Here is a 22,393-nt window from a genome sequence, read left to right on the forward strand (position 1 = left end):
ACACCCTTCGTCACTGCTCAAGTATTCCAGTACTATTTTTTTCTTAAATTCATAACTGTGTTTTGCCATAAAAAAACTGACCCCCAATCGTTAGATTTTTGGTCTAACTATTGGGGGGCAGCTCACCCTTCATGGCGTGGCTCCTCTTTTTGTTTCTCGTGATTCTTGTTATAATAAAAGACAAAGAACAGGAGAAGGCCCCCGCCTATGAAAGAAGGTGATGGTATGAAGTGGCAGATGCCGATTGGTGTCGATAATTTTTTTGATATACGGAGTAAGCATTATTATTTCGTCGACAAGACGGATTTTATCCGCCAGCTCATCGACGGGCACAGTGCGGTGACGCTGATTACGCGGCCGCGGCGGTTCGGTAAGACCTTGACCCTGAGTATGCTGGAGCATTTCTTTTCTATCGAAAAAGAGGCACAGAGCCGCCGTCTCTTCGACGGACTGGCTATCGAAGGAGCCGGCGCTGCCTACATGGCCCATCGCGGCCAGTATCCGGTGCTGTTCTTGTTTTTGAAAGATTTGAAGGACCTTACTTGGCCGCAGATGCTGCAATCCCTGAGTTCCTGGATTAGTTATTGGTTCATCGACCATGAGTATTTGGCAGAGAGTCCGGCTGTGAACCCGGATTTACGCAGGCGCTTCCTGGCACTGAAACAGCAGGGGGCCGGGCAGAATGAAATGCAGCTGGCCCTGACACTATTGGTCAAGATGATGCATCAGCATTTCGGCAAGCCTGTCATTTTATTGCTCGATGAGTACGATGCGCCGATTCAGCAGGCTTGGGAACATGGCTTTTATACAGAGTGCATCGCTTTTATGAAACAGTTCCTGGGCAGTGTCCTGAAGGGCAATCGCGACTTGGATTTTGCCGTACTGACGGGGGGTCCTGCGGGTGGCCAAAAAGAGTATTTTCAGCGATTTGAATAATCTCGACGTTTGCTCCGTCATGGATGCTGCCTATCGGGATGTCATTGGATTTACGCCACAGGAAGTGGCCCAGATGGCAGAAGACCTTTCCATGACCACGGCCCTTCCGGCCTTGAAAGCGTGGTATGATGGCTATCTCTTCGGTGGGGCGGAGATTTATAATCCCTGGTCGATTGTCAATTTTTTCCGTCACGGTGATGTCAGAGATTATTGGGTCAATACGTCGGGAAATGGCATTATCCGGGAAATGCTGCGCCATGTGACGGCTGAAACGGAGACGGATTTACTGTCTCTTTTACAGGGGCGCCATGTGACGGCTTTGATACGGGAAGGCGTCATTTATGAAGATATTGGCCGGGATACGGATGCCCTCTATACGATGCTGCTGACGACGGGCTATTTGACGGCTGTCAGCCGCAAGCGGGGAATCGGCGGCATACGCTGTGAATTGGTCATTCCCAACCGGGAAGTACAGGATGTATATCGTTTTGAAATCCTTGACAAGATGAGAGGTCGATTTTCCGTGTCCCGGCTGGAAACCATGTTCGATGATTTACTTTCAGGCAACGGAAAGGCCTTTTCGGAACTGCTGGGAGGCTATCTCCGGGACCTGGTCAGCGTATATGATACGGCCAATAAAGAAAGTTTCTATCACGGCTTCGTCCTTGGCATGACGGCGTTATTTGTATCCGATTATATTATCGAATCGAACCGGGAAAGCGGGTACGGCCGCTTTGACCTGGCAATTATTCCCAAGGATGTGTCTAAGGCCGGCGTCATCATGGAATTCAAAGTGGCTTCGAGGGAAGCTGACATGGCGGCGAAGGCCAAAGAGGCGTTGCAGCAGATTGAAGAAAGAGAATACGTGACGGAATTCCGCCAGCGGGGAATTCAGCGTGTATGGAAATACGGTATCGCCTTTTGCGGGAAAAAAATCCTTGCATTTCAAGGGCCAATGTGCTAAACTATTCTAGCATAGGTTTTGAATGATTGATACAGAAAGAGGTGTAAGTGGTGAAAGAAGGTATTCATCCGAAGTACTACCCGAATGCGAAAGTTACTTGCGCATGCGGCAATACGTTTGAAACAGGTTCTACGAAACCGGAACTGCGTGTTGAAATTTGCTCCAAATGCCATCCGTTCTTTACGGGGCAGCAGCGCGCTCAGCAGGCTCGCGGCCGTATCGAACAGTTCAATAAACGTTATGGTAAAACAGCTAAATAAGCAGCAGTACAAGTGGGCAGCAGAGCAGAAATGCTCTGCTCTATTTGTATGTACAGAAATGGAGGCAACTCTTTGAAGAAACCGAAGACGTACGTCGGCGGCCAGGCCGTCATCGAAGGGGTTATGATGCGCGGTCCTGTCAGCATTGCCACAGCAGTGCGGACGCCGTCCGGTGAAATTACTGTAAAGAAAGACGCCGTTCACTCCATTACCGAACGGTATCCGATTTTGAAGAAGCCTTTTTTGCGGGGCAGTGTTGCCTTGTGCGAGTCCCTGGTATACGGCATGAAGAGCCTGTCCTATTCGGCCCAGGCTGCCGGCGAAGAAGATGAGCAGCTGTCGAACACGCAGATGGCCCTGACGATGGCCGTGTCTGTCGTCCTGGCCATCGTCTTTTTCCTGGCCATCCCGACGTATGCAGCCAAGTTTATTCCCGGCGTGGCTGACAGTGCCTTTCGCCTGAACGTCGTCGAAGGGGTCCTGCGCCTCGCTATATTTCTATTATATATATGGGGGATTTCCCTGACGTCGGACATCCGCCGCGTCTTTGAATACCATGGTGCCGAACACAAGACCATTTGGACGTATGAATCGGGAGAAGAGCTGACCGTCGAGAACGTCAAGCGCCACAGCCGCCTCCATCCGCGGTGCGGTACGAATTTCCTGCTCATCGTCATGGTCGTGTCGATTTTCGTCTTTGCCTTTTTGGGCTGGCCGAATCTCGTCGAACGCATCGCATCCCGCGTGCTGCTCATGCCCGTCGTCGCCGGCATCAGTTATGAAATGATACGCCTCGCCGGCCGCACCCAGAATCCGGTCATTCAAGCCTTATTCCGTCCGGGCCTGTGGCTCCAGTATCTGACGACGCGGGAACCCCATGCCGACCAGATCGAAGTGGCTATCGAAGCCCTCAACGCCGCCAAGCCGGCTGATGAAGAAAATGAATCGAACGAATTGAAATGAGGAGGACCTTATGAGCTCTTTTATGGATAAAGTCCAGGCCGTAGAGAATAAATTCATGGACCTGGAACAGCAGATCAGCGACCCGTCTGTCATCGCCCGTCAGGACGAATGGCAGAAACTGACCAAGGAACACGCTTCGCTGATGCCGATTGTCGAAACATTCCGCAAATACAAAGACATTACCAGCACCATCGACGGCGACAAGGAAATCATCGACGATCCCGACAGCGACGATGACCTCATCGCCATGGCCAAGGAAGAAATGAACGGCCTCACTAAGGAACAGGCCGATCTGGAAGACCAGCTGCACGTCCTCATGCTGCCCAAGGACCCGCGGGATGACAAGAACGTCATCATGGAAATCCGCGCCGGAGCCGGCGGCGACGAAGCAGCCCTCTTTGCCGGCGACTTGTTCCGCATGTACATGAAATACATCGAAAAACAGCCGGGATGGAAGACGAGCATCATCAGTTCCAACGCACCGGAACTGGGCGGCTTCAAGGAAGTCGTCTTCTCCGTCGAAGGCTCTGGCGTCTATGGCAAGTTGAAATATGAATCGGGCGTCCACCGCGTCCAGCGCGTGCCCGTCACCGAAGCCGGCGGCCGTATCCACACGTCGACGGCAACCGTTGCCGTCCTGCCGGAAGCGGAAGACGTCGAAATCGACCTCAACATGGACGACGTCCGCGTCGACTATTTCCGCGCCTCCGGTGCCGGCGGCCAGCACGTCAATAAGACGAGTTCTGCCGTCCGCATGACCCATATCCCGACTGGGATGGTCGTCGAATGTCAGGATGAACGGTCCCAGCTGGAAAACCGTGCCAAGGCCCTGCGCGTCCTGAAAGCCCGCCTCCTCGACCAGGCCCAGCAGAAGGCCGATGCCGAATTGACGGAAGAACGGCGCAGCCAGGTCGGTACGGGCGACCGCAGCGAACGTATCCGCACGTATAACTTCCCGCAGGGCCGCGTGACGGACCATCGCATCAACCTGACCCTGTACAAGCTGGATAACATTCTCAACGGCGATATCGACGAATTCATCCAGGCCCTGGCCGAAGCCCGCCGGGCGGAATTGATGAAAGAAGCCGAAGATGAATAAGATTTGGACTATCGGTGCCTTGCTGCAATGGACGCAACAGTACTTTGCCGGCAAAGGCATCGATTCGCCGCGCCTCGATGCGGAAATCCTCCTGGCCCACGTCTTGCATAAAGAGCGCATCTACCTGTACGCCCATTATGACGAACCCATGAACGGTGAAGAACTGGCCGCCTACCGGGCGATGGTCAAACAGCGGGCTGACCGCCTGTCTGTAGCCCACATCCTGGGTACCAAGGCCTTCATGGGCCTCGATTTCAAGGTCAGTGAAGACGTCCTCATTCCCAGGCCGGAAACGGAAATGCTCGTCGAGACTGTCGTCGCCGCTGCCGAAGGGACGGCGCCGGCCATCATCGACATCGGTACGGGCAGCGGGGCCATCATCCTCAGCCTGCTCCACTATCTGCCGCAGGCCACGGGGAAGGGCGTCGACATTTCGCCCAAAGCCCTGGCCATAGCCGCTGAAAATGGCCGTACCCTGGGCCTAGACGGCCGCGTGACCTGGATCGAAAGCGATTTATTCACCAAGGTTCCGCAAGGCGCTTGTGACTGGCTGGTGTCCAATCCGCCGTACCTGACCAAGGGCGATATGGAACATCTCCAGCCGGAAGTGCGCCACGACCCGGCCCTGGCCCTGTACGGCGGCGACGACGGACTGGAATTCTATCGCCGCATCGCCGCAGAAAGCCCGGCTTACGTCAAAGCCGGCGGCCACTGTGCCGTCGAAATCGGCGCCGGCCAGGCCGACGCCGTGACGGCTGTTTTCTGCCGCCATGGCGCCTATGACCACGAACAGACCGTCAAGGATTACGGTGGCATCGACAGGGTCCTCGTATTTTCCAGAAAAGAGTAGAGACGATGAAACAGACGAAACTTGTAGAAATTACGGATATAGAGAAACAGAAAGCCATCCTCGAAGAAGCGGGCCAGATCATCCGCGACGGCGGCCTGGTCGTCTTTCCGACGGAAACGGTCTACGGTATCGGTGCCAATGGCCTCGACGCCGACGCGTGCCGCAGCATTTACGTCGCCAAAGGCCGGCCCAGCGATAACCCGCTCATCCTGACCGTGCCCGACGAAGAAGGGGCCCGCCAGGCAGCGGCTGTCATCCCGCCGACGGCACAGAAGCTCATGGACCGCTTCTGGCCGGGACCGCTGACCATCGTCCTGCCGCGCAAGCCCATCGTGCCTGATGCGGCGACGGGCGGCCTTGATACGGTAGCCCTGCGCTGCCCGGACCACGATATCTGCCGGGCCTTCCTGCGCTGTGCCGGCGTCCCCGTAGCCGGTCCCAGCGCCAACCTGTCGACCCGGCCCAGCCCGACGACGGCCGAAGAAGTCATGCACGACATGGACGGCCGCGTCGATATGGTCATCGACGGCGGTCCCTGCCACATCGGCGTCGAATCGACGATTGTCGAATGTAACGGCGACGACGGCGTCACCATCCTGCGTCCCGGCGGCGTCACTGTCGAGATGCTTCAGGAAGTCGTACCTCACGTCCAGCTCGATACGACGCTGGTCACGGGCAAGGGCGTCCCCAAGGCGCCGGGCATGAAATACCGCCACTATGCGCCATCGGCACCGATGACCGTCGTCGTCGGCCCTGTCGACAAGGTGACGGAAAAACTGCAGGCCTTATACGACCAGGCCAAGGGCGAAGGCAAAACCGTCGGCTTTTTGGTCAGCGAAGAAGTAGGGGCCTCGTTCCCACATAAAGATATGTATATCTGGGGTCGCCATGGCGACAAGGAAGCCCTGGCCAACCAGCTCTACACGGGCCTCTTGTCCTTTGACAGCGACCAGGTCGATATCATCCTGGCCGAAGGCATCGACGATGAGGGATTGGGCCTGGCTATCATGAACCGCATGAAAAAAGCTGCCGGCGGCCACGTGGTCATTGTCGGTTAAACCTTTTCACATGACTCCGAAAGGGGTATAATAAAACTGAATTTATCAGCATATATGGGAGGAATTGATTATGAAATTAGTACTCGGCGCCGATCACGGCGGATTTGACCTGAAAGAAAACATCAAAGAATATTTGAAGGAACAAGGCATTGAATTCACCGATTACGGCACCCTGACGGGCGAACGCTGCGATTATCCGGACATTGCCAAGAAAGTCGCTGAAGCCGTCGCTGACGGCACTTTCGACCGGGGCATCCTCGTCTGCGGCACAGGTATCGGCATCGGCATTGCTGCCAACAAAGTCCACGGCATCCGGGCCGCTCTCTGCCACGACTGCTTCTCGGCAGAATACTGCCGCCGCCACAATGACGCCAACATTCTGACCATGGGCGGCCGCGTCATCGGCCCGGGCCTGGCCAGAGAAATCGTCCGTATCTTCCTCTCCACTGGTTTTGATGGCGGCCGCCACGCTGTCCGCGTCGCCAAGATTGCAGAAATGGATAAATAGGAAAGGGGATTTCACACATGCACGTACAAGTAATGGATCATCCGCTCATTCAGCACAAAGTCACACTCATGCGGAAAAAGGAAACGGGTTCGAAGGATTTCCGCAACCTCCTGGAAGAAATCACCATGCTCATGGGCTATGAAATCACACGGGACCTGCCCTTGGAAGACGTCGAAATCGAAACGCCTGTTGCCAAGATGATAGGCAAACAGATCAGCGGCAAGAAACTGGGCATCGTCCCGGTCCTGCGCGCCGGTCTGGGCATGGTACAGGGCATGCTCAACCTCATCCCGACGGCCAAAGTCGGCCACATCGGCCTCTACCGTGACCCGCAGACGCTGGAACCGGTCGAATACTACTGCAAGCTGCCCGATGTAGAAGACCGTGATTTCATCATCGTCGACCCCATGCTGGCTACCGGCGGCAGTGCATCGGCTGCCATTACGCTGCTCAAAGAAAAAGGCATCGAGAACATCAAGCTCATGTGCCTCGTCGCAGCGCCCCAGGGCGTCCAGAAAGTCAACGCCGACCATCCAGACGTCCGCATCTACGTCGCTGCCCTCGATGATAAACTCAACGACCAAGGCTACATCGTCCCCGGCTTAGGCGATGCCGGCGACCGCATCTTCGGAACGAAGTAATCGTTCATTGTAGGTCGTTTAGCGAAAATAAAGATCGTTTGTAGTTTATTGTAGGGGCTCGCACGTGGCGAGCCCGCCCTGGAATCTGTGTGATTTTCTGTCCAGTTTAGAGAATCATCCACATTCACAACGGGTCGCCCACGTGGCGCCCCCTACGGTGTAAAAAAGGCCTGTCGCAAATGCGACAGGCCTTTTTTCAATGCGCACAAGGATGGACCTTGGCGATGGCTTGTAAATCATAAGGTGTTTCCTGATAGACGATGTTCAGCCAGTTGTGATAGAACAGGTGAGCGTAGCTGCACCACGTGAAGTACGGCTGCTTGGTATCGTTGTCACCAGGATAGTAGTTCTTGGGCACGGCAATGGGCAGGCCCTTTTTCTTATCCCGCAGGTATTCCTCTTCCAGGGTCCGCCGGTCGTACTCGAAGTGACCAAGGACGAAGAAACGGCGGTGATCCGGCGTACCGATGATGTTGATGCCGTTTTCGACGGACCGTGAGAGGATGTCGAGCTGCGGCGTATTGTAGACTTGGATGTCGTTAATCGCCGTATGCCGCGACTGGGGGATGAAGTAACGGTCATCGAAGCCCCGCAGGAGGGGATGGTGCTTCTGGGTCAGCTGGTATTCAAAGATACCGAAGAGCTTGGCCGGCAGGAGACGCTTTTCGATGCCATAGTAGTAATACAGGGCTGCCTGGGCGCCCCAGCAGAAGTGGAGCGTCGAGAAGGCATGTGTCTTGGCCCATTCAAAGTAAGTCTTCATTTCCGGCCAGTAGTCGACAGACTCGAAGGGAATCTGTTCGACCGGGGCGCCGGTGATGATGAAACCGTCGTAGTAGTTATCCTTGATTTCATCGAAGACGTAGTAGTTTTCTTCTAAATAAGACGGGTCGGTGTGGGTGCTCTCATGGCTGTCCGTATGGCAGAAGTCCACTTCGACCTGGAGCGGTGAATCACCGAGGAGGCGGAGAAGCTGCAGCTCTGTCGGTTTCTTCAAAGGCATCAGGTTGAGGATAAGGATGCGCAGCGGCCGTATATCCTGATGGAGGGCCAGCCCCTTATCGATGGTGAAGATACCTTCTTCGTGAAGTTTTTCCTTGGCGGAAAGACCGTCAGCAATTTTAATAGGCATAGTGCATTTCTCCTTACAATAGTCTTAGATGGTTTCCAGTGCTTTTTCAACAGCGGCGAGGAGGTCTTCGATGTTTTCGAGGCCTACAGAGATACGGATCGTGCCTGGTGTGATACCGCAGGCGCGCTGAGCTTCTTCCGAAAGCTGCTGATGCGTCGTCGAAGCCGGGTGAACGAGGAGGGACTTGGAGTCGCCGACGTTAGCCAGGTCGGAGAAGATGTCCGCATTGTCGATGAATTTACGGGCAGCTGCATAGCCGTCTTTCAATTCAAAGGAGAAGATCGAACCGGTTCCCTTGGGGAAGTATTTCTGAGCCAGTTTGTAGTACGGCGAAGACGGGAGGGACGGATAGTTGACTTTAGCGACTTTCGGATGGTTTTCCAGGAAGTCGGCGATTTTCTGGGCGTTAGCGACGTGGCGTTCGATGCGCAGAGACAAGGATTCCAGGCCCTGGATGAGGAGCCATGCGTTGAACGGGCTGATGCAGGCACCGAGGTCGCGGAGGGCTTTGGCGCGGATACGGGTTACGAAGCCGGCACCAGGGATATCCTTGGCGAAGTTGACACCATTGTAGGATTCGTCAGGCGAAGCGAATTCTTTGAAACGGCCCGAGCCAGCCCAGTCAAATTTGCCGTTTTCAACGATGAGGCCGCCGAGGGTCGTGCCGTGGCCGCCGATGAATTTCGTAGCCGAATGGACGACGACGTCAGCACTGTGTTCGAGCGGGCGGAAGAGGAACGGCGTAGCAAAGGTGTTGTCGACGATGACCGGAAGGCCGTTGTCGTGTGCGATTTTGGCGATAGCTTCGAAGTCCGGAATGTTGATGGCCGGGTTGCCGAGGCTTTCGAGGTAAATGGCTTTGGTCTTGTCGTTGATGTATTCGGCAAAGGACTGCGGGTCGTCGGGATCGGCGAAGTGCGTCGTAATGCCGAGGTGTTTGAAGGTTTCGCTGAACAGTTCGACTGTGCCGCCGTACAAGGTCGGAGCAGCGATGATTTCGTCACCAGAACCGGCGAGGTTGATGATGGAGTAGGCGATAGCCGAAGCGCCGCTGGCTGTAGCCAAACCGGCTGTGCCGCCTTCGAGGGCTGCGATACGTTTTTCCAGGACGTCCTGCGTCGGGTTGGTCAGACGGCTGTAGATGTAGCCAGCGTCTTTCAAAGCGAAGCGGTCTTCGGCCTGCTGTGTATCTTTAAAGACATAAGATGTGGTCTGGTAAATAGGAACGGCGCGGGCACCCGTTGCCGGATCCGGTACCTGACCTGCATGCTGCTGTAATGTTTCGAATTTGTAGTTTGTGTTTTCGCTCATAATACATTTCCCCCTAATATTAAAAAATATATAATGTAATATAAACTTGAAAGCCTTGTAATAAAAAAAGCTTCCGTCCCAAGTAAGGGACGGAAGCACCGTGATACCACCCAATTTTACTCATCCCTCACAGGATGAGCCTCTTCAGGTACGCAGGCAAATGAGCCTTGAATACTATAGTGCTGTAACGGGCACGCCCGGACGGCCTAACTGTTCGACCAATCTGCTCGGAGTCCATCTTCCACGATGACCCTTGCATTCCCTTTCACCAAATGGGAACTCTCTGTGCCAATTCCTATCGTGTACTCTTCTCTTCATTGCAACACTATCAAGTTGTTGACGTAAGTCTACCATCAAAAACGGACTTTGTCAAATGATTTTCGCAAAAAATTTCAAGTAAATTGACGTTAAACGTTATATGTTTCAACAAAACGCAGTGAATTATTAGGAGGCAGTTCGCTGGCCGCCGCGGTCCTGCGGACCGAAAAAATACACGGACAGCGGCCTCGTGCATAGGGGCCGTCCCAGAGCCTTTTTGAACCGTTAGGGCCGACAGGACCGAATTTCGATGAACGAATAATCAGTACCGTATCCACTTTGAGCTGTGAAATTCATGGTTATTCCGGGTATGCGCCTTCCATATAGTCTGAGGCGAAGGGCAATAAAGTAGTCATAATGGGTCCTCATTTGGGTCTAATCCTTTACGGATGGCCTTATTATACGGTACAATAAGATATGACACAAACGGTGATTTAGCATGTATGTCATGACGAAATGGGTGAATAAGTGATATGGATAGTATAAAATGTCAGGCTTTGCTCCTGGCGATTCAATATGGCAGTCTGACGGCGGCCGGCAAGGAACTGGGGTATACTCAGTCGGGGATGACCCGTATGATCCGTTCGCTGGAGAAGGAAATCGGCTTCCCTCTGCTCGTGCGCAACAAGCAGGGCGTCCGGCCGTCGGCCAATGGCCAGCAGATGGTGCCGGTCTTTCAGGAAGTCGTCAGGGCTTCGCAAAAGGCCGCCGACTTGGGGGCGGCCATTCAAGGCGTCCTGGCCGGGGTCCTCAATATCGGCAGTTATTATAGTGCCGCCGCGGCGTGGCTGCCGAAGATTTTGCGCCGTTTCCAGGCCCAGTATCCCAAGGTGGAAGTCCATTTGTTAGAAGGGACGAATCAGGAATTGGCCCAGTGGCTCAATGAGAAGGCCGTCGACTGCTGTCTGGCCGCCAAGCCCGGAGCGGATGTGGCCTATGACTGGATTCCCTTGAAGGACGATGAGCTCGTCGTCTGGCTGCCGCCGGATCATCCCTGGACGGCGGAAAAGGAGATTCCCGTAGAATGGCTGAACGGGGCGCCTTTTATCATCCCTCTGCCGGATCACGATACGGATATCGACCGCTTCCTGGCAGCCAATCAGGTCCAGCCCGATGTCCGCTTCACGACGACCGACCCGTATACGGCGTACTGCATGGTCGAAGAGGGTTTGGGAATCAGCGTCAACAACCGCCTGACGACGGAGAAGTGGGCTGGCCGCGTCGAACTTAGGCCTCTGGCCCCGGCCCAGTCGATTTCGCTGGGCATCGCCGTCCCAGACATCCAGGAAATGTCCCCAGCAGCGGGCAAGTTCGTCGCCCAGGTCTGGCAGGCCGTCAACGGCAGCCCGGAAAAATAGGAGTTTGACGACTAAAAGACTATAAAATTTGGATATTCTATGATATAATGTATTATTATGTGACCTGATAAAATACTTTGATACTGGAGGTATAAGAATGGCTACAGTTCAGGAAAAGATTGACCAGCTCCATGAAAAGCTCGCGAAAATCGAGATGGGCGGCGGTCAGAAGCGAATTGATTCGCAACATAAAAAAGGCAAGATGACAGCCCGCGAACGGCTGGCTAAGTTATTTGATGAAGGCAGCTTCACGGAAATGGGGCAGTTCATCCATCATCGCTGCATGAATTTCAACATGCAGGAAAAGGAAATCCCCGGCGACGGCGTCGTTACCGGCTACGGTACGGTACGCGGCCGCCTGGTCTTCGCTTATGCCGAAGATTTTACGGTCGAAGGCGGTTCGCTCGGCGAAATGCACGCTCATAAAATCGCCCAGATGCAGGAAATGGCTCTGAAGATGGGAGCCCCTGTCATCGGCATCAATGACTCCGGCGGTGCCCGCATCCAGGAAGGCGTCGATGCTTTGTCCGGTTTTGGCCGCATCTTCATGAATAATACGGCCGCATCGGGCGTCATCCCGCAGATCGCCGTCATCATGGGGCCCTGCGCCGGCGGTGCCGTATACAGTCCGGCCCTGATGGACTTCGTCTTCATGGTCAAGAATACGTCGGATATGTTCCTCACGGGCCCGGCCGTCATCAAGTCGGTCACGGCCGAAGAAGTGACGGCCGAAGAATTGGGCGGCGCCATGACGCACAGCTCTATTTCCGGCGTGGCTCACTTTGCCTGTGAAAATGAAGACGACTGCATCGAAAAGATCAAGGCCCTCCTCGACTTCCTGCCCAGCAACAATATGGAAGAAGCGCCGGTCGTCGAATCGGACGATGACCCGAATCGCGAAGACGAAAGCCTCAATTCGGTCATCCCCGACGACAGCAGCATGCCTTACGATATGCTCGACGTCATCAAATCCTGCGTCGACGACGGCAATGTCTTCCAGGTCCTGGAAAACTATGCCCTCAATATCATCACCTGCTTCGCCCGCTTTGACGGCCAGACCGTCGGTATCATCGCCAACCAGCCGAAGTTCCTCGCCGGCTGCCTGGATATCAACGCATCGGACAAGGCGGCTCGTTTCATCCGCTTCTGCGACAGCTTCAATATCCCTGTCGTCACCTTCGTCGATGTACCGGGCTTCCTGCCTGGGACGACTCAGGAATACGGCGGCATCATCCGCCACGGTGCCAAGATGCTCTATGCTTACTGTGAAGCGACGGTCCCCAAGATTACCGTCGTCACCCGCAAGGCCTACGGCGGTGCCTACATCGCCATGTGCTGCCGCCAGCTCGGCGCCGACATGGTCATGGCCTGGCCGTCGGCAGAAATCGCCGTCATGGGCCCCGATGGTGCAGCCAATATCATCTTTAAGCACGACCCGGAAAAAGAAAAGAAGAAACAGGAATATATCAATGAATTTTCGACGCCCTATAAAGCAGCCGAACACGGCCAGATCGATTGCGTCATCGAACCGAAGGAAACGCGTCCGCGCATCATCAGCGCCCTGGCTATGCTTTACAGCAAGCGGGAAGAACGGCCGTCGAAGAAACACGGCAACATGCCGTTATAAGGAGGCTGCTGTATGATAGAAATTCAATTTGCCGTCATCGTCCTGCTGGTCGCCATGACATTGGTCCTGAGCCGGTACTATAATACCCGCTTCCGCGCTCTGGAAGACAAGATGAAGGACGTTGCCGACTTCCAGCAGAGCGTCAAGGAACTGGCCGAAGCCGTCCAAAATTTGAAGGACCCTGTCAAGGTTGAAAAAACGGTCCCGTCGGAACCGGAAGAAGCGGAAAAATCGGAATTGACGAACCCCGTCGTCCCTGTCGGCCAGCGCCAGCCCGCCGTCGTCGCAGCCCGGCCGATGGCTGTCGTAAAAGAAACGGCCCCCCAAGGTTCTCAAGATGGCCTAGACGATGAAGTCGTCGCTGTCATCATGGCCGCTGTTGCCGCCTATGGCTATCCGCCGTCGGCAATCCGTTCTATCCGTCCGCAGAAACGCGGTTATAAACGCCATCGGGAAAGCTGGGCTATGGCAGCCCGCCTGGGTGGTATGAGTCGTTAATGAAGTGAATATTTAAATCCAGGAGGATTATATATATGAAAAAATTCAAGGTTACCGTCAATGGAAAAGCATATGAAGTAGAAGTCGAAGAAATGGGAGGCGCTCCGGCAGCGGCTCCAGCTCCGCAGGTTGCAGCCGCACCGGCTCCGGCAGCTCCCGCACCGACACCGGCAGCGGCTCCGGCTCCGGCTGCCACGCCGGCTCCCGCCGTAGGCGGCCCGATCCCGGAAGGTGCCATCACCGTCAAGGCCCCCATGCCGGGCAAGATTTCGGCCCTCAAAGCTGAAGCTGGCAAAGCCGTCAAACGAGGCGACATCATCCTCGTCCTGGAAGCCATGAAGATGCAGAACGACATCACGGCGACGGCAGACGGAACGCTCCACGAAATCCGCGTCAACCCCGGCGATAACGTAAAGACCGGCGACGTACTGGCTGTTATTGTAAAATAGTGGCTCGTAGGGGACGCCCAAAGGGCGTTCCGCAGGCCGCAGTTCGCAGGCCGCAAGCCGTAAAAAAAAGTGGCTGTCGCATGAAGGTTTTTGCCATCATGCGAGGCCCCTTTTACTTTATAGTTTGTAGTATGGAGTTTGTAGTTTGTAGAAGATGGTTTTAAATTTTTTACCATTTGCTGCAAACTAAAAACTACAAACTTAAAACTCAAAAAAGGCGCTGTCTTCATGCGACAGCGCCTTTTTTTACGAGCCACGAGCTTGCAGGCCGCCTTGACAGGACGGCCCCTACTAGCCACTACTTTGCTGCAGCTTTTTTGGCTTCGGCTTTGGCGAGGAACGGTGCCGATTCGATGATGAAGCGGTCGTGGGTGGCTTCGCCTACGAGGCCGGCTTCGTCGTGGGCTTCGATTTTGAAGGTCAGTTTTTTGCGGTCCTGTTCGATCAGGGTGGCTTTGGCCGTGACGGTCAGGCCGATAGGCGTAGCGGCGACGTGTTTGACGTTCATGGCGATGCCGACGGTGTTATAGCCTTCCGGGAGCTGAGGGTCGCAGGCGTTGATGGCTGCGTTTTCCATGAGAGCTACCAGGGCCGGCGTTGCGTAGACCGGGGATTTGCCGCTGCCCAATTTGATGGCCGTATTGTTTTCCGTGCATTTTTCAGAAACTTCTGCTGTCGAGTTGGCTTTGATGTTGAATTCCATAGTGGTATAACCTCCTAAATAAATGGGAATATGCCTGAACCGTATAGATTGAGGCGATTTACATAACTATATCATATCATACTTTCCTCTTTTTTGACAGACAAAGCGTCATGAGATACAATGGACGTGTCATTGTGTAAGAAAAACGAGGAGTGAAACCATGAAAATTAAAGCAATCGTGCTGGTGGCAGCCGCCGTCTTGGCGATGGGGACGGCTGCCCTGGCCAAGGATAAAGGGACGCTGTCGAAGTTCCCCAACTGGGGCGTCATCACGGTCCCCGATGATATCTACATGCAGTCAGGGCGGCAGCCCATGCTGACGGCTGCTGATGAAGGCAACGATGTCATCGCCCTGTTTGAACGAATCTTTCCTATCCAGCCGGAAACGTATCAGGTCGTCAAGAAGGACGATGCCGATTTCCAGTATGCCTATCTACTGCATTATACGGCGACCATCTGGGACGTCAAGGCGGCCGTCTATGGGGAGAACCGGGAAAACTCTTATCTCCGCGATATCGGCAGCCGGCCGGATATGCGCATCCTCATGAACCGGCTGAACCAGAATATGCCGGGACGCCTTCCAGAGGGCTTCCACGTCGTCTCGCCGGTGACGGCGAAAAAGACCAATGGCCATCTCTTTTATGAATGGACCATCGCCAAATCCCTGGTCATCAACGGCAATCCCTTCACGGAAACCATCCACTGCCTGGCCTGGCAGCACGGCGATACGATGGAAGTCGCCGCCATCCTGGGCAACATCGCCAAAGAAGGCGATGACGACATCATCAGCGCCGTCACGGATATGTTGAAAAACGCAGAAAAGATGCCTAAGAAATAGTTTATAGTACGGAGTTTGTAGTTTGGCGCCCGATATCCAGGCGGGCCGGATCCCTGCGAAGGCCGGGAACATTGTCGCCGAACTCTGGGCGGGCTCGCCACGTGCGAGCCCCTAGCCACTAACTACTAACCCCTAGCCACTAGCTTGCGGGCCGCCTTGATAGGACGGCCCCTACGGGCCACTAGCCACTAAAAAGGCGCTGTCTTTATGGGACAGCGCCTTTTTCTTATAACGTTTTCATCAGTTCTTCCAGATGTTCTGTGAGTTTCATGTTTTCATCGTAGTCGATGGGGCAGTCGATGATGACTGGTTTGTTCTGCTGGAAGGCTTTTTTCAGGGTCGGCAGGAGGTCTTCGGTCTTGGTGATGCGGTAGCCGATGGCGTGGAAGCTTTCGGCCAGTTTCACGAAGTCCGGGTTGGTGAAGTCGACGTACTGGTGATGGCCGTACTGCATGTCCTGTTTCCATTTGATCAGGCCATAGCTGCAGTCGCTGAAGATGAGGATGACGAAGTTCGTGCCCAGGCGGTAGGCCGTTTCAAATTCCTGGACGTTCATCAGGAAACCGGCGTCGCCGGTGATGGCCAGGACTTTCTTGTCCGGATGGACGAGCTTGGCCGAGATGGCGCCGGGAACGGCGATGCCCATGGTGGCGAAGCCGTTGGAGATGAGGCACGTATTCGGTTCGTAGCAGTTGTAATGGCGGGCGATCCAGACTTTATTGGCACCGACGTCGGAAATGACGATGTCGTCTTTGCCCATGACGCGGCGGCAATCGATGAGGGCTTTCTGCGGCTTGACCGGGAAGGCCATATCGTGGGCGTAGCTTTCGTGTTCGTCGACCATCTTCTGACGGATATCCAGGAACTGTTTCGGTTCAGCCAGGCGGGCGGCTTTGGCCATGATGCGTTCCAGCGAGTTGGGGATGTTGCCGACGACTTCGACTTCGGGCTGATAGTTCTTGTTGATATCGGCCGGCATGGTGTCGATGTGGATGATGTCGGCATTGGTCAGATGCCATTTGGCCGGAGCGTATTCGATGATGTCATAGCCGACGGCGATGACCAGGCTGGCCTTTTCCAGCATTTTCGTCTGGTAGTCGTCCATAGGGATGCCGACGGTCCACATGGAATATTTGTTGTCAAAGGGAATGGCACCTTTGGCCATCATCGTGTTGATGACAGGGAGCTTCAGTTTTTCCGCAAAGGCCGTGAGCTGTTTGGCCGCTTTGCTGCGGATGACGCCGCTGCCGGCCAGGATGACCGGGTTCTTGGCATAGGAAATCATGGAAGCCGCTGCTTCGATTTGCGATTCCAGGGCTGTTTCCGGCAGGATGCTCTTATGCTGCAACGGTTTTTCATCGTCGGCGACGGGCATCTTGCTGATGTTGACCGGCAGGTCGATGAAGGTAGCGCCCGGTTTTTCCCGTTCGGCATATTTGAAGGCCAGGCGGGTGATTTCAGCCATCGTGTCCGGACGGACGACGGTGTAGGCCCGGCGGGTGATCGGTTCGAACATGGCCCGCAGGTCGAGGTACTGATGGGCCGTGATGTGCATTTTATCGGTGCCGACCTGGCCGGAAATGGCGACCAGCGGGGCCCCGTCGCAGTCGGCATCGGCGACGCCGGTGATCAGGTTGGTAGCCCCCGGGCCGAGGGTGGCCATGCAGACACCGGCTTTGCCGGTCAGACGGCCATAGACATCGGCCATGAAGGCTGCGCCCTGTTCATGGCGGACTGTAATGAATTCAATCTTTGAATGTTCCAGGGCATCCATGACGGCGAGGTTTTCTTCGCCGGGAATACCAAAAATATAATGGACGCCTTCTTCTTCCAGACATTCGACGAGAAAGTCAGCTGTGTTGCGCGTCTTCTTTTGTTCCATGGTGTGAACACTCCTTTGACGATAGATGGATAGGTTGAAATTCGTGTTGCAACCTGTATTATAATATGGTATAGCTTGTTTTTCAATCATTTGAGAGGGAGGATTTTATGAACGTTCTAATCAGTGCCTGCCTGCTCGGCCAGTACTGCCGCTATGATGGTCAGACGAAGGTTTATCCGCAGGTGCAGGATTTGCTCGGGCGGGATGATATCCATTTGATTCCCGTCTGTCCGGAACAGGCCGGCGGCCTGGCGACACCGCGTCCGCCGGCAGAACGGCAGGGAGAACGGGTCGTCACGGCAGACGGTACCGATGTGACGGCGCAATACCGGCGTGGTGCCGAAGCGGCCCTGTACTTGGCCCGCCTGTTCCATTGCACGAAGGCCATCTTGAAAGAGAAAAGTCCGTCTTGTGGACATGGACAGATTTACGATGGTACTTTTTCACGGACCCTGACGGCTGGCGACGGCGTGACGGCGGCGTTATTACGCGCAGAAGGCCTTGAAATCATAGGGGAAAGCGACCTGCTCTGACCCTTGCTTTTATACCCCTGGTTTGCTACAATATACGAGTACGCAAGTGAGGAGGTTTCAGCGTGAATACGTTTCTACATGAAGTTTACGAATGGATTTATTCCATCATCATCGCGTTGGCCATTGCCATGGTCATCCATATCTTCTTCTTCCAGCCGACACGCGTTTCCGGTGAATCGATGATGCCGACCCTGCACAACGGGGAATACCTCATCGTATCCAAATGGAATCACGTCCTGGGGGAAGTCCCGAACTATGGAGATATTGTCATCATCGACAGCCGCGTCCAGTATCCGCGCACGTGGAAAGATGACGTCGCAGAACCGATGAACAATTACATGGCTTTCTTTAATCATGATCTGCAGACCAAGAACATCTGGGTCAAGCGGGTCATCGGCCGTCCTGGCGACACGCTGGCGTTCCATGATGGCAAGGTATGGCGCAACGGCCAGCCTTTAGATGAACCGTACATCAATGAACCGATGGAATACAGCCGCAAAGGGGAAATCAAGATCCCCGAAGGCTATGTCTTCTGCATGGGTGATAACCGCAACCACAGCAGTGACAGCCGCTTCATCGGCCCGGTCCCCATCGACCACGTCTTAGGCCACGTCATCTGGTAGGCCTCAAAAGAGCATACGACAGTTCGCAATCCATCCTGTCGGTAAACAAAACTAGGAAGCATTACAATGGTATCTTGCAATGCAGACGGGATTGTTTCGGCAACCCCGTCTTTTTTTCTTTTCTTTGGAAGGAGGTTACGCCTATGTATAATTTTCTCGCGAATACGAAACGCATGACCGTCGCTGCCATGGTCATGGCCCTGTACATCGTCATCTTGTACGTCACTCAGGGGATTTCCTTTGGCCCCTATCAGATCCGCATCGCCACGTCGCTCTATGCATTGGCCTTTGTATATCCCTTCCTGGTGGTCCCCTTGGGGCTTGCGAACTTCATTGCCAATTTCCTCTTCGGCGGCCTGGGCTTTATCGACATGATCGGCGGCTGCTTCGTCGGCATGGCCACGACATGGCTCATCGTCCAGATCCGTCAGCGTCAGTATAGTCCATGGCTGGCTGCCCTGCCCATCTGGTGGGTGCCGGCCCTCTGCGTCAGCGCCTGGCTGTCGTACCTGCTCGATTTGCCCTACGCCGTCCTGGTCAGCAGCCTGGCTGTCGGTCAGCTGCCGCCGGCCATCTGCGGGGTCCTGCTCATCCAGGCCCTGAGCCATCGTTATGTCTTGAAGAAGGAGTTTTGATATGAGCCGAAGTAAAGAAGAACTGCAGGGCGTGACCCAGCTGGGCAATCAACACACGACGTACGCCCAGGACTACGACCCGTCCCTGTTGGAAACATTTGTCAACAAGCATCCAGACCGGGATTATTTCGTCAAGTTTAACTGTCCCGAATTCACCAGTCTCTGCCCCATGACGGGCCAGCCGGACTATGCGACGATTTACATTTCCTACGTCCCTGGTGAGCGCATGGTAGAAAGTAAATCGCTGAAACTCTATCTGTTCAGCTTCCGCAATCACGGTGATTTCCATGAAGACTGCGTCAACATCATCATGGACGACCTCATCCAGGCCATGGACCCGAAATATATCGAAGTATGGGGGAAATTCCTGCCCCGCGGCGGCATCAGCATCGATCCGTACTGCAACTACGGCCGGCCCGGCACGCCCTGGGCTGACGTGGCCTGGCAGCGCCTGTCCCAGCACGATTTATATCCTGAAAAGGTAGATAATCGCTAAATCTATTACCTTTTACGGCTGTTTCATGATATAATAAGTCTAAAAACAACAGAAGTAAGGGGTGTTACCTGTGAAATTGAAAAAAATGCTTTTGGCCCTGGGATTCTCCCTGGCCTTGTCGGCATCGGTCTTCGCAGCGGATAATATGTGGCAATATAACCAGTATACGTCCATCGACATGAACTCGGCCAAGCTCTATTACGATATGGGCCGCCAGATCCTGTCCTTTGAGACGGTGGAACAATCCGGCGAAACGACTGACTACTGCACCTATGTGTATAACATCGATGACCAGACGATCCAGCTGAAAAAGATGATTACCAAGACGAAGAAGCATAAGTATAAGAGCAGCTTCTATCCGGAATCCATCAAAGACGGCAACGCCGTCATCAAGGCCAGAGCCCGCATGGCCAATGATGTATTGGTCAAAGTAAAGGAAAAGGATGAGAAAAAATAGTGTGGGAGTTGGCAGTTTTCAGAGAAAACCTTTAAATTTAAAGCCATCCGCTAACAACTAACTGCTAGCCACTAACAACTAAAAAAGGCTTGTCGTCGTGCGACAAGCCTTTTTTATACGATGTCATTTCCCCTTGACGCAGATGCTGAGCCATTTCGGCAGTCTGTGTTCGACGACGACCCAGGAATAGGCTGCGGCACAGGCTGTGACGATGACGTAGATGGCGATGATGTGGACGGCCCGCAGGTAGATGTGCCAGTGGGCGGCCAGGCCCGTGCAGGCACTGAGAAAGACGGGATGGACCAGGTAGATGGGATACGAGTAGTCACCCAGGAGGGAGAAGACCTTGTGGACCCATTGCGGGACAGGCCGGCATTCCCACCAGTAGAGGAGGAAGAGCATCGTCGACAGGGTATAGGCCATGCCGATAGGGCTGAGCTGATGGATAGTGAAGACTGCCGACAAGGGGTCGTAGCCCAGGTAGTGCATGACGCCGTAGTAGGCGGCCAGCATACCCGCTGTCGTCGCTGCCTGGAAGACGTTGACCAGCGTGCCGTGGCGTTTCAGCCAGTCCGTCACGGCTGTGAAGTGTTCTGCCGTAAAGGCACCGAACATGAAGATGAACAGGTAGTGCAGGACGACGTAGTTCAGGCGGAAGTTGAAGGCGTCCTGGATGAGGGGATTGTCGGAATGGACCGTCCAGATGTAGCTGGAATAGAAGTTGAAGACCATGTTGGCGAAAAAGAGGATAGTAAAAGAGAGCCACGGCGCCTTGTCCATGAAGCGCAGGAGCGGCCGCCACAACGGCATGAGGAAGTAGAACCACAAGAGGATGACCAGGAAGTAAATGTGATACATGGCCAGGCCGTACCATAAGGTGCGGAAAAAGGCGTAAGGCTGGAAGACACTGAAGTTGTGGCTGATGACCGATACGTAGACCATGTAGAACAGGGACCAGGCCAGGTAGGGGACGAAGACCGTCCGCAGGCGGCGCCGCAGGTAGTCTTTGTAGACGAAGGGCTGGTCCAGGGGCTGGCTGTAGAACATGCCGAAGGCCGACAGGAAGAAAAAGGCCGGTACGGAAAAGCGGGACAGGATTTCCAGGATGGCCACCAGTCCCAGATTAGGCGACGGGTTGACGATAGCGACGGATCCGACGTGGATGGCGATGACGCCGAGCATGCAGAGACCGCGCATATAATTGATGGAATGAATGAATCGTTTTGACATCTGACACCTCGAAAGATACAATAAAGATAATTGGGATAATGACATATCCTATTATAACAAATTTTTCCAGCTTGGACAGGGGAGGTTTTATGACAGAAGATATAAAAAATGTGACCCGTACCGGGCTCATCCTGGCCGTGACCTTGATCCTGCAGGGCCTGCGCCTGGTCATCCCCATACCGCCGCAGGTCAGTATGTTCGTCGTCGGCTCCCTGGTCAATGCCTGCCTCATCGTGGCCGTCCTCACCGTCGGCCGCCGGGCCGGCCTGGTCGTCGCCGCCTGTACGCCCGTCTTTGCCTGGCTCGAAGGGATGCTGCCCTTTTTTCCCTTTGTCTTTCCCGTAGCCTTGGGCAACAGTTTCTACGTCTGGGCGGCCTGGCGCTGGCAGCGGTACGGCCTGCCGGCTTTCTGCGGCGGCGCCCTGGGCAAGGCGGCCATCCTTTACGGCTCTTTTTACCTGCTCTTTGCCTGCATCGCCTTTCCGCCGGCTGTGCGGCATATGCTCTTGTTTGCCATGAGCTGGCCTCAGGTCGTGACGGGCGTCATCGGGGCTGTCATCGGCAGGGAAGTGAGCCGCTTCGCCGCTTCTCGTCCTGAATAGAAAGGAAGGTATTATGTTACTGCAGATCTTTTATTATCTCCCGGCCATCCTCGGCGTGCTGTTCATCGCCGTCGGGACCTATCACGGCTGGAAATTCCGCGGCATGACGCGGCGCTGCAAGGTCGCCGCTGTAGGGACGCTCCTCGGGTTTGAAGAAAAGAAGATGAAGAGCGGGACCTTGTATTATCCCGTCGTCCGTTTCCAGACGAAAGACGGCCAGACCTATCAGGCCCGTTACGCCTTTGGCGATGCCGAATGGGACTATACGGCCGGTGACGAACTGGATTTGCGCTATAACCCGGCGGATCCCCAGGAAATCTATCTCGATCACGTACAGAGTATCTGGCAGCAGTATGCCAGTCCCTTTTTCATCATCGTCGGCGGCCTTATCTTTATCGCTGCGTATTACTTCATTTTATAAA

The 22,393-nt window shown here is 54.6% G+C and carries 26 protein-coding genes and 1 other annotated feature; of the genes, 21 read left to right on the plus strand and 5 right to left on the minus strand.

From position 1 onward, the window contains the following. Window positions 1-207: 207 nt before the first annotated feature. The 9 genes from WMO23_RS05550 to upp all read left to right on the plus strand — a co-directional run bounded on the left by WMO23_RS05550 (window position 208) and on the right by upp (window position 7,279). On the plus strand, window positions 208-936 hold the full coding sequence (locus tag WMO23_RS05550) for an AAA family ATPase (protein WP_349173433.1): 729 nt from the start codon (window positions 208-210) through the stop codon (window positions 934-936). Next, window positions 902-1,900: a PD-(D/E)XK nuclease domain-containing protein gene (locus WMO23_RS05555; protein ID WP_349173435.1), complete on the plus strand. Its 999-nt coding sequence runs from the start codon at window positions 902-904 to the stop codon at window positions 1,898-1,900. Before WMO23_RS05550 ends, WMO23_RS05555 begins: the two co-directional genes overlap by 35 nt. A 50-nt stretch (window positions 1,901-1,950) precedes the next feature. Further along, the gene (rpmE, locus tag WMO23_RS05560) at window positions 1,951-2,160 is read left to right on the plus strand and encodes a 50S ribosomal protein L31 (RefSeq protein ID WP_014017132.1); all 210 of its coding nucleotides are present in this window, start codon (window positions 1,951-1,953) and stop codon (window positions 2,158-2,160) included. Between the two features lie 48 nt (window positions 2,161-2,208). Then, on the plus strand, window positions 2,209-3,123 hold the full coding sequence (locus WMO23_RS05565; RefSeq protein WP_192813546.1) for a DUF1385 domain-containing protein: 915 nt from the start codon (window positions 2,209-2,211) through the stop codon (window positions 3,121-3,123). 10 nt (window positions 3,124-3,133) lie between these two features. After that, a complete protein-coding gene (prfA, locus tag WMO23_RS05570; protein ID WP_287046320.1) occupies window positions 3,134-4,222 on the plus strand; it encodes a peptide chain release factor 1 in 1,089 nt (362 codons plus the stop codon). Continuing rightward, the gene (gene prmC / locus WMO23_RS05575; RefSeq protein WP_292108339.1) at window positions 4,215-5,072 is read left to right on the plus strand and encodes a peptide chain release factor N(5)-glutamine methyltransferase; all 858 of its coding nucleotides are present in this window, start codon (window positions 4,215-4,217) and stop codon (window positions 5,070-5,072) included. The genes prfA and prmC overlap by 8 nt, the downstream gene beginning before the upstream one ends. Window positions 5,073-5,077: 5 nt before the next feature. Further along, a complete protein-coding gene (locus tag WMO23_RS05580; protein WP_020310570.1) occupies window positions 5,078-6,130 on the plus strand; it encodes an L-threonylcarbamoyladenylate synthase in 1,053 nt (350 codons plus the stop codon). Between the two features lie 70 nt (window positions 6,131-6,200). Next, a complete protein-coding gene (gene rpiB, locus WMO23_RS05585; RefSeq protein WP_014017127.1) occupies window positions 6,201-6,638 on the plus strand; it encodes a ribose 5-phosphate isomerase B in 438 nt (145 codons plus the stop codon). Between the two features lie 17 nt (window positions 6,639-6,655). Then, window positions 6,656-7,279, plus strand: a complete 624-nt coding sequence (gene upp, locus WMO23_RS05590) for a uracil phosphoribosyltransferase (protein WP_020310569.1) — start codon at window positions 6,656-6,658, stop codon at window positions 7,277-7,279. Between the two features lie 196 nt (window positions 7,280-7,475). Here the strand turns inward: upp and WMO23_RS05595 are convergent, their stop codons facing one another. Together WMO23_RS05595 and WMO23_RS05600 are read right to left on the minus strand one after the other, a co-directional pair. Continuing rightward, window positions 7,476-8,411 carry a homoserine O-succinyltransferase gene (locus WMO23_RS05595; protein ID WP_020310568.1) on the minus strand — a complete coding sequence of 312 codons (936 nt, stop codon included), beginning with the start codon at window positions 8,409-8,411 and terminating at the stop codon, window positions 7,476-7,478. A gap of 24 nt (window positions 8,412-8,435) precedes the next feature. After that, complete coding sequence (locus WMO23_RS05600) at window positions 8,436-9,722, minus strand: O-acetylhomoserine aminocarboxypropyltransferase/cysteine synthase family protein (RefSeq protein WP_292108341.1); 1,287 nt, start codon at window positions 9,720-9,722, stop codon at window positions 8,436-8,438. Between the two features lie 82 nt (window positions 9,723-9,804). After that, window positions 9,805-10,049: a binding site (T-box leader), on the minus strand. Between the two features lie 464 nt (window positions 10,050-10,513). Between WMO23_RS05600 and WMO23_RS05605 the strand changes: the two genes are divergently transcribed. The 4 genes from WMO23_RS05605 (at window position 10,514) to WMO23_RS05620 (ending at window position 13,972) form a co-directional block, all read left to right on the plus strand. Further along, window positions 10,514-11,398 carry a LysR family transcriptional regulator gene (locus tag WMO23_RS05605; RefSeq protein ID WP_301876688.1) on the plus strand — a complete coding sequence of 295 codons (885 nt, stop codon included), beginning with the start codon at window positions 10,514-10,516 and terminating at the stop codon, window positions 11,396-11,398. A 97-nt stretch (window positions 11,399-11,495) separates the two neighbouring features. Next, entirely contained in the window at window positions 11,496-13,025 is a 1,530-nt protein-coding gene (mmdA, locus tag WMO23_RS05610) for a methylmalonyl-CoA decarboxylase subunit alpha (RefSeq protein ID WP_020310565.1), read from the plus strand. 12 nt (window positions 13,026-13,037) lie between these two features. Continuing rightward, window positions 13,038-13,523: a hypothetical protein gene (locus tag WMO23_RS05615; protein WP_020310564.1), complete on the plus strand. Its 486-nt coding sequence runs from the start codon at window positions 13,038-13,040 to the stop codon at window positions 13,521-13,523. A gap of 35 nt (window positions 13,524-13,558) precedes the next feature. Continuing rightward, the gene (locus WMO23_RS05620; protein WP_292261403.1) at window positions 13,559-13,972 is read left to right on the plus strand and encodes a biotin/lipoyl-containing protein; all 414 of its coding nucleotides are present in this window, start codon (window positions 13,559-13,561) and stop codon (window positions 13,970-13,972) included. A 298-nt stretch (window positions 13,973-14,270) separates the two neighbouring features. Here the strand turns inward: WMO23_RS05620 and WMO23_RS05625 are convergent, their stop codons facing one another. After that, on the minus strand, window positions 14,271-14,675 hold the full coding sequence (locus WMO23_RS05625; RefSeq protein ID WP_020723822.1) for a thioesterase family protein: 405 nt from the start codon (window positions 14,673-14,675) through the stop codon (window positions 14,271-14,273). Between the two features lie 160 nt (window positions 14,676-14,835). On the opposite strand from WMO23_RS05625, the gene WMO23_RS05630 reads away from it, so the two are divergent. Further along, on the plus strand, window positions 14,836-15,513 hold the full coding sequence (locus WMO23_RS05630; RefSeq protein ID WP_020310560.1) for a hypothetical protein: 678 nt from the start codon (window positions 14,836-14,838) through the stop codon (window positions 15,511-15,513). Window positions 15,514-15,739: 226 nt separating this feature from the next. Here the strand turns inward: WMO23_RS05630 and WMO23_RS05635 are convergent, their stop codons facing one another. Beyond that, window positions 15,740-17,395: an acetolactate synthase large subunit gene (locus tag WMO23_RS05635; RefSeq protein WP_020310559.1), complete on the minus strand. Its 1,656-nt coding sequence runs from the start codon at window positions 17,393-17,395 to the stop codon at window positions 15,740-15,742. Window positions 17,396-17,502: 107 nt separating this feature from the next. On the opposite strand from WMO23_RS05635, the gene WMO23_RS05640 reads away from it, so the two are divergent. The 5 genes from WMO23_RS05640 to WMO23_RS05660 all read left to right on the plus strand — a co-directional run bounded on the left by WMO23_RS05640 (window position 17,503) and on the right by WMO23_RS05660 (window position 20,139). Continuing rightward, entirely contained in the window at window positions 17,503-17,928 is a 426-nt protein-coding gene (locus tag WMO23_RS05640) for a 2-thiouracil desulfurase family protein (protein ID WP_020310558.1), read from the plus strand. Between the two features lie 62 nt (window positions 17,929-17,990). Then, the gene (lepB, locus tag WMO23_RS05645) at window positions 17,991-18,551 is read left to right on the plus strand and encodes a signal peptidase I (protein WP_020310557.1); all 561 of its coding nucleotides are present in this window, start codon (window positions 17,991-17,993) and stop codon (window positions 18,549-18,551) included. 143 nt (window positions 18,552-18,694) lie between these two features. Next, a complete protein-coding gene (locus WMO23_RS05650) occupies window positions 18,695-19,186 on the plus strand; it encodes a QueT transporter family protein (RefSeq protein WP_020310556.1) in 492 nt (163 codons plus the stop codon). A 1-nt stretch (window position 19,187) separates the two neighbouring features. Then, window positions 19,188-19,682: a preQ(1) synthase gene (gene queF / locus WMO23_RS05655; RefSeq protein WP_292106443.1), complete on the plus strand. Its 495-nt coding sequence runs from the start codon at window positions 19,188-19,190 to the stop codon at window positions 19,680-19,682. 70 nt (window positions 19,683-19,752) lie between these two features. Further along, complete coding sequence (locus WMO23_RS05660; RefSeq protein ID WP_020310554.1) at window positions 19,753-20,139, plus strand: hypothetical protein; 387 nt, start codon at window positions 19,753-19,755, stop codon at window positions 20,137-20,139. 123 nt (window positions 20,140-20,262) lie between these two features. On the opposite strand, the gene WMO23_RS05665 is transcribed toward WMO23_RS05660, so the two are convergent. Next, window positions 20,263-21,369 (minus strand): acyltransferase, encoded by a 1,107-nt coding sequence (locus WMO23_RS05665; protein ID WP_020310553.1) that lies wholly within the window; start codon window positions 21,367-21,369, stop codon window positions 20,263-20,265. 89 nt (window positions 21,370-21,458) lie between these two features. Here WMO23_RS05665 and WMO23_RS05670 point away from each other — a divergent pair, with 89 nt between their 5' ends. Both WMO23_RS05670 and WMO23_RS05675 read left to right on the plus strand, forming a co-directional pair. Then, entirely contained in the window at window positions 21,459-21,971 is a 513-nt protein-coding gene (locus tag WMO23_RS05670; RefSeq protein WP_020310552.1) for an ECF transporter S component, read from the plus strand. Window positions 21,972-21,984: 13 nt separating this feature from the next. After that, on the plus strand, window positions 21,985-22,392 hold the full coding sequence (locus WMO23_RS05675) for a DUF3592 domain-containing protein (protein ID WP_020310551.1): 408 nt from the start codon (window positions 21,985-21,987) through the stop codon (window positions 22,390-22,392). The last annotated feature ends 1 nt before the right edge of the window (window position 22,393 follow it).

The sequence above is a fragment of the Megasphaera intestinihominis genome, from assembly GCF_040096415.1.
In the GTDB taxonomy this organism is placed as follows: Bacteria; Bacillota; Negativicutes; order Veillonellales; family Megasphaeraceae; genus Megasphaera; species Megasphaera intestinihominis.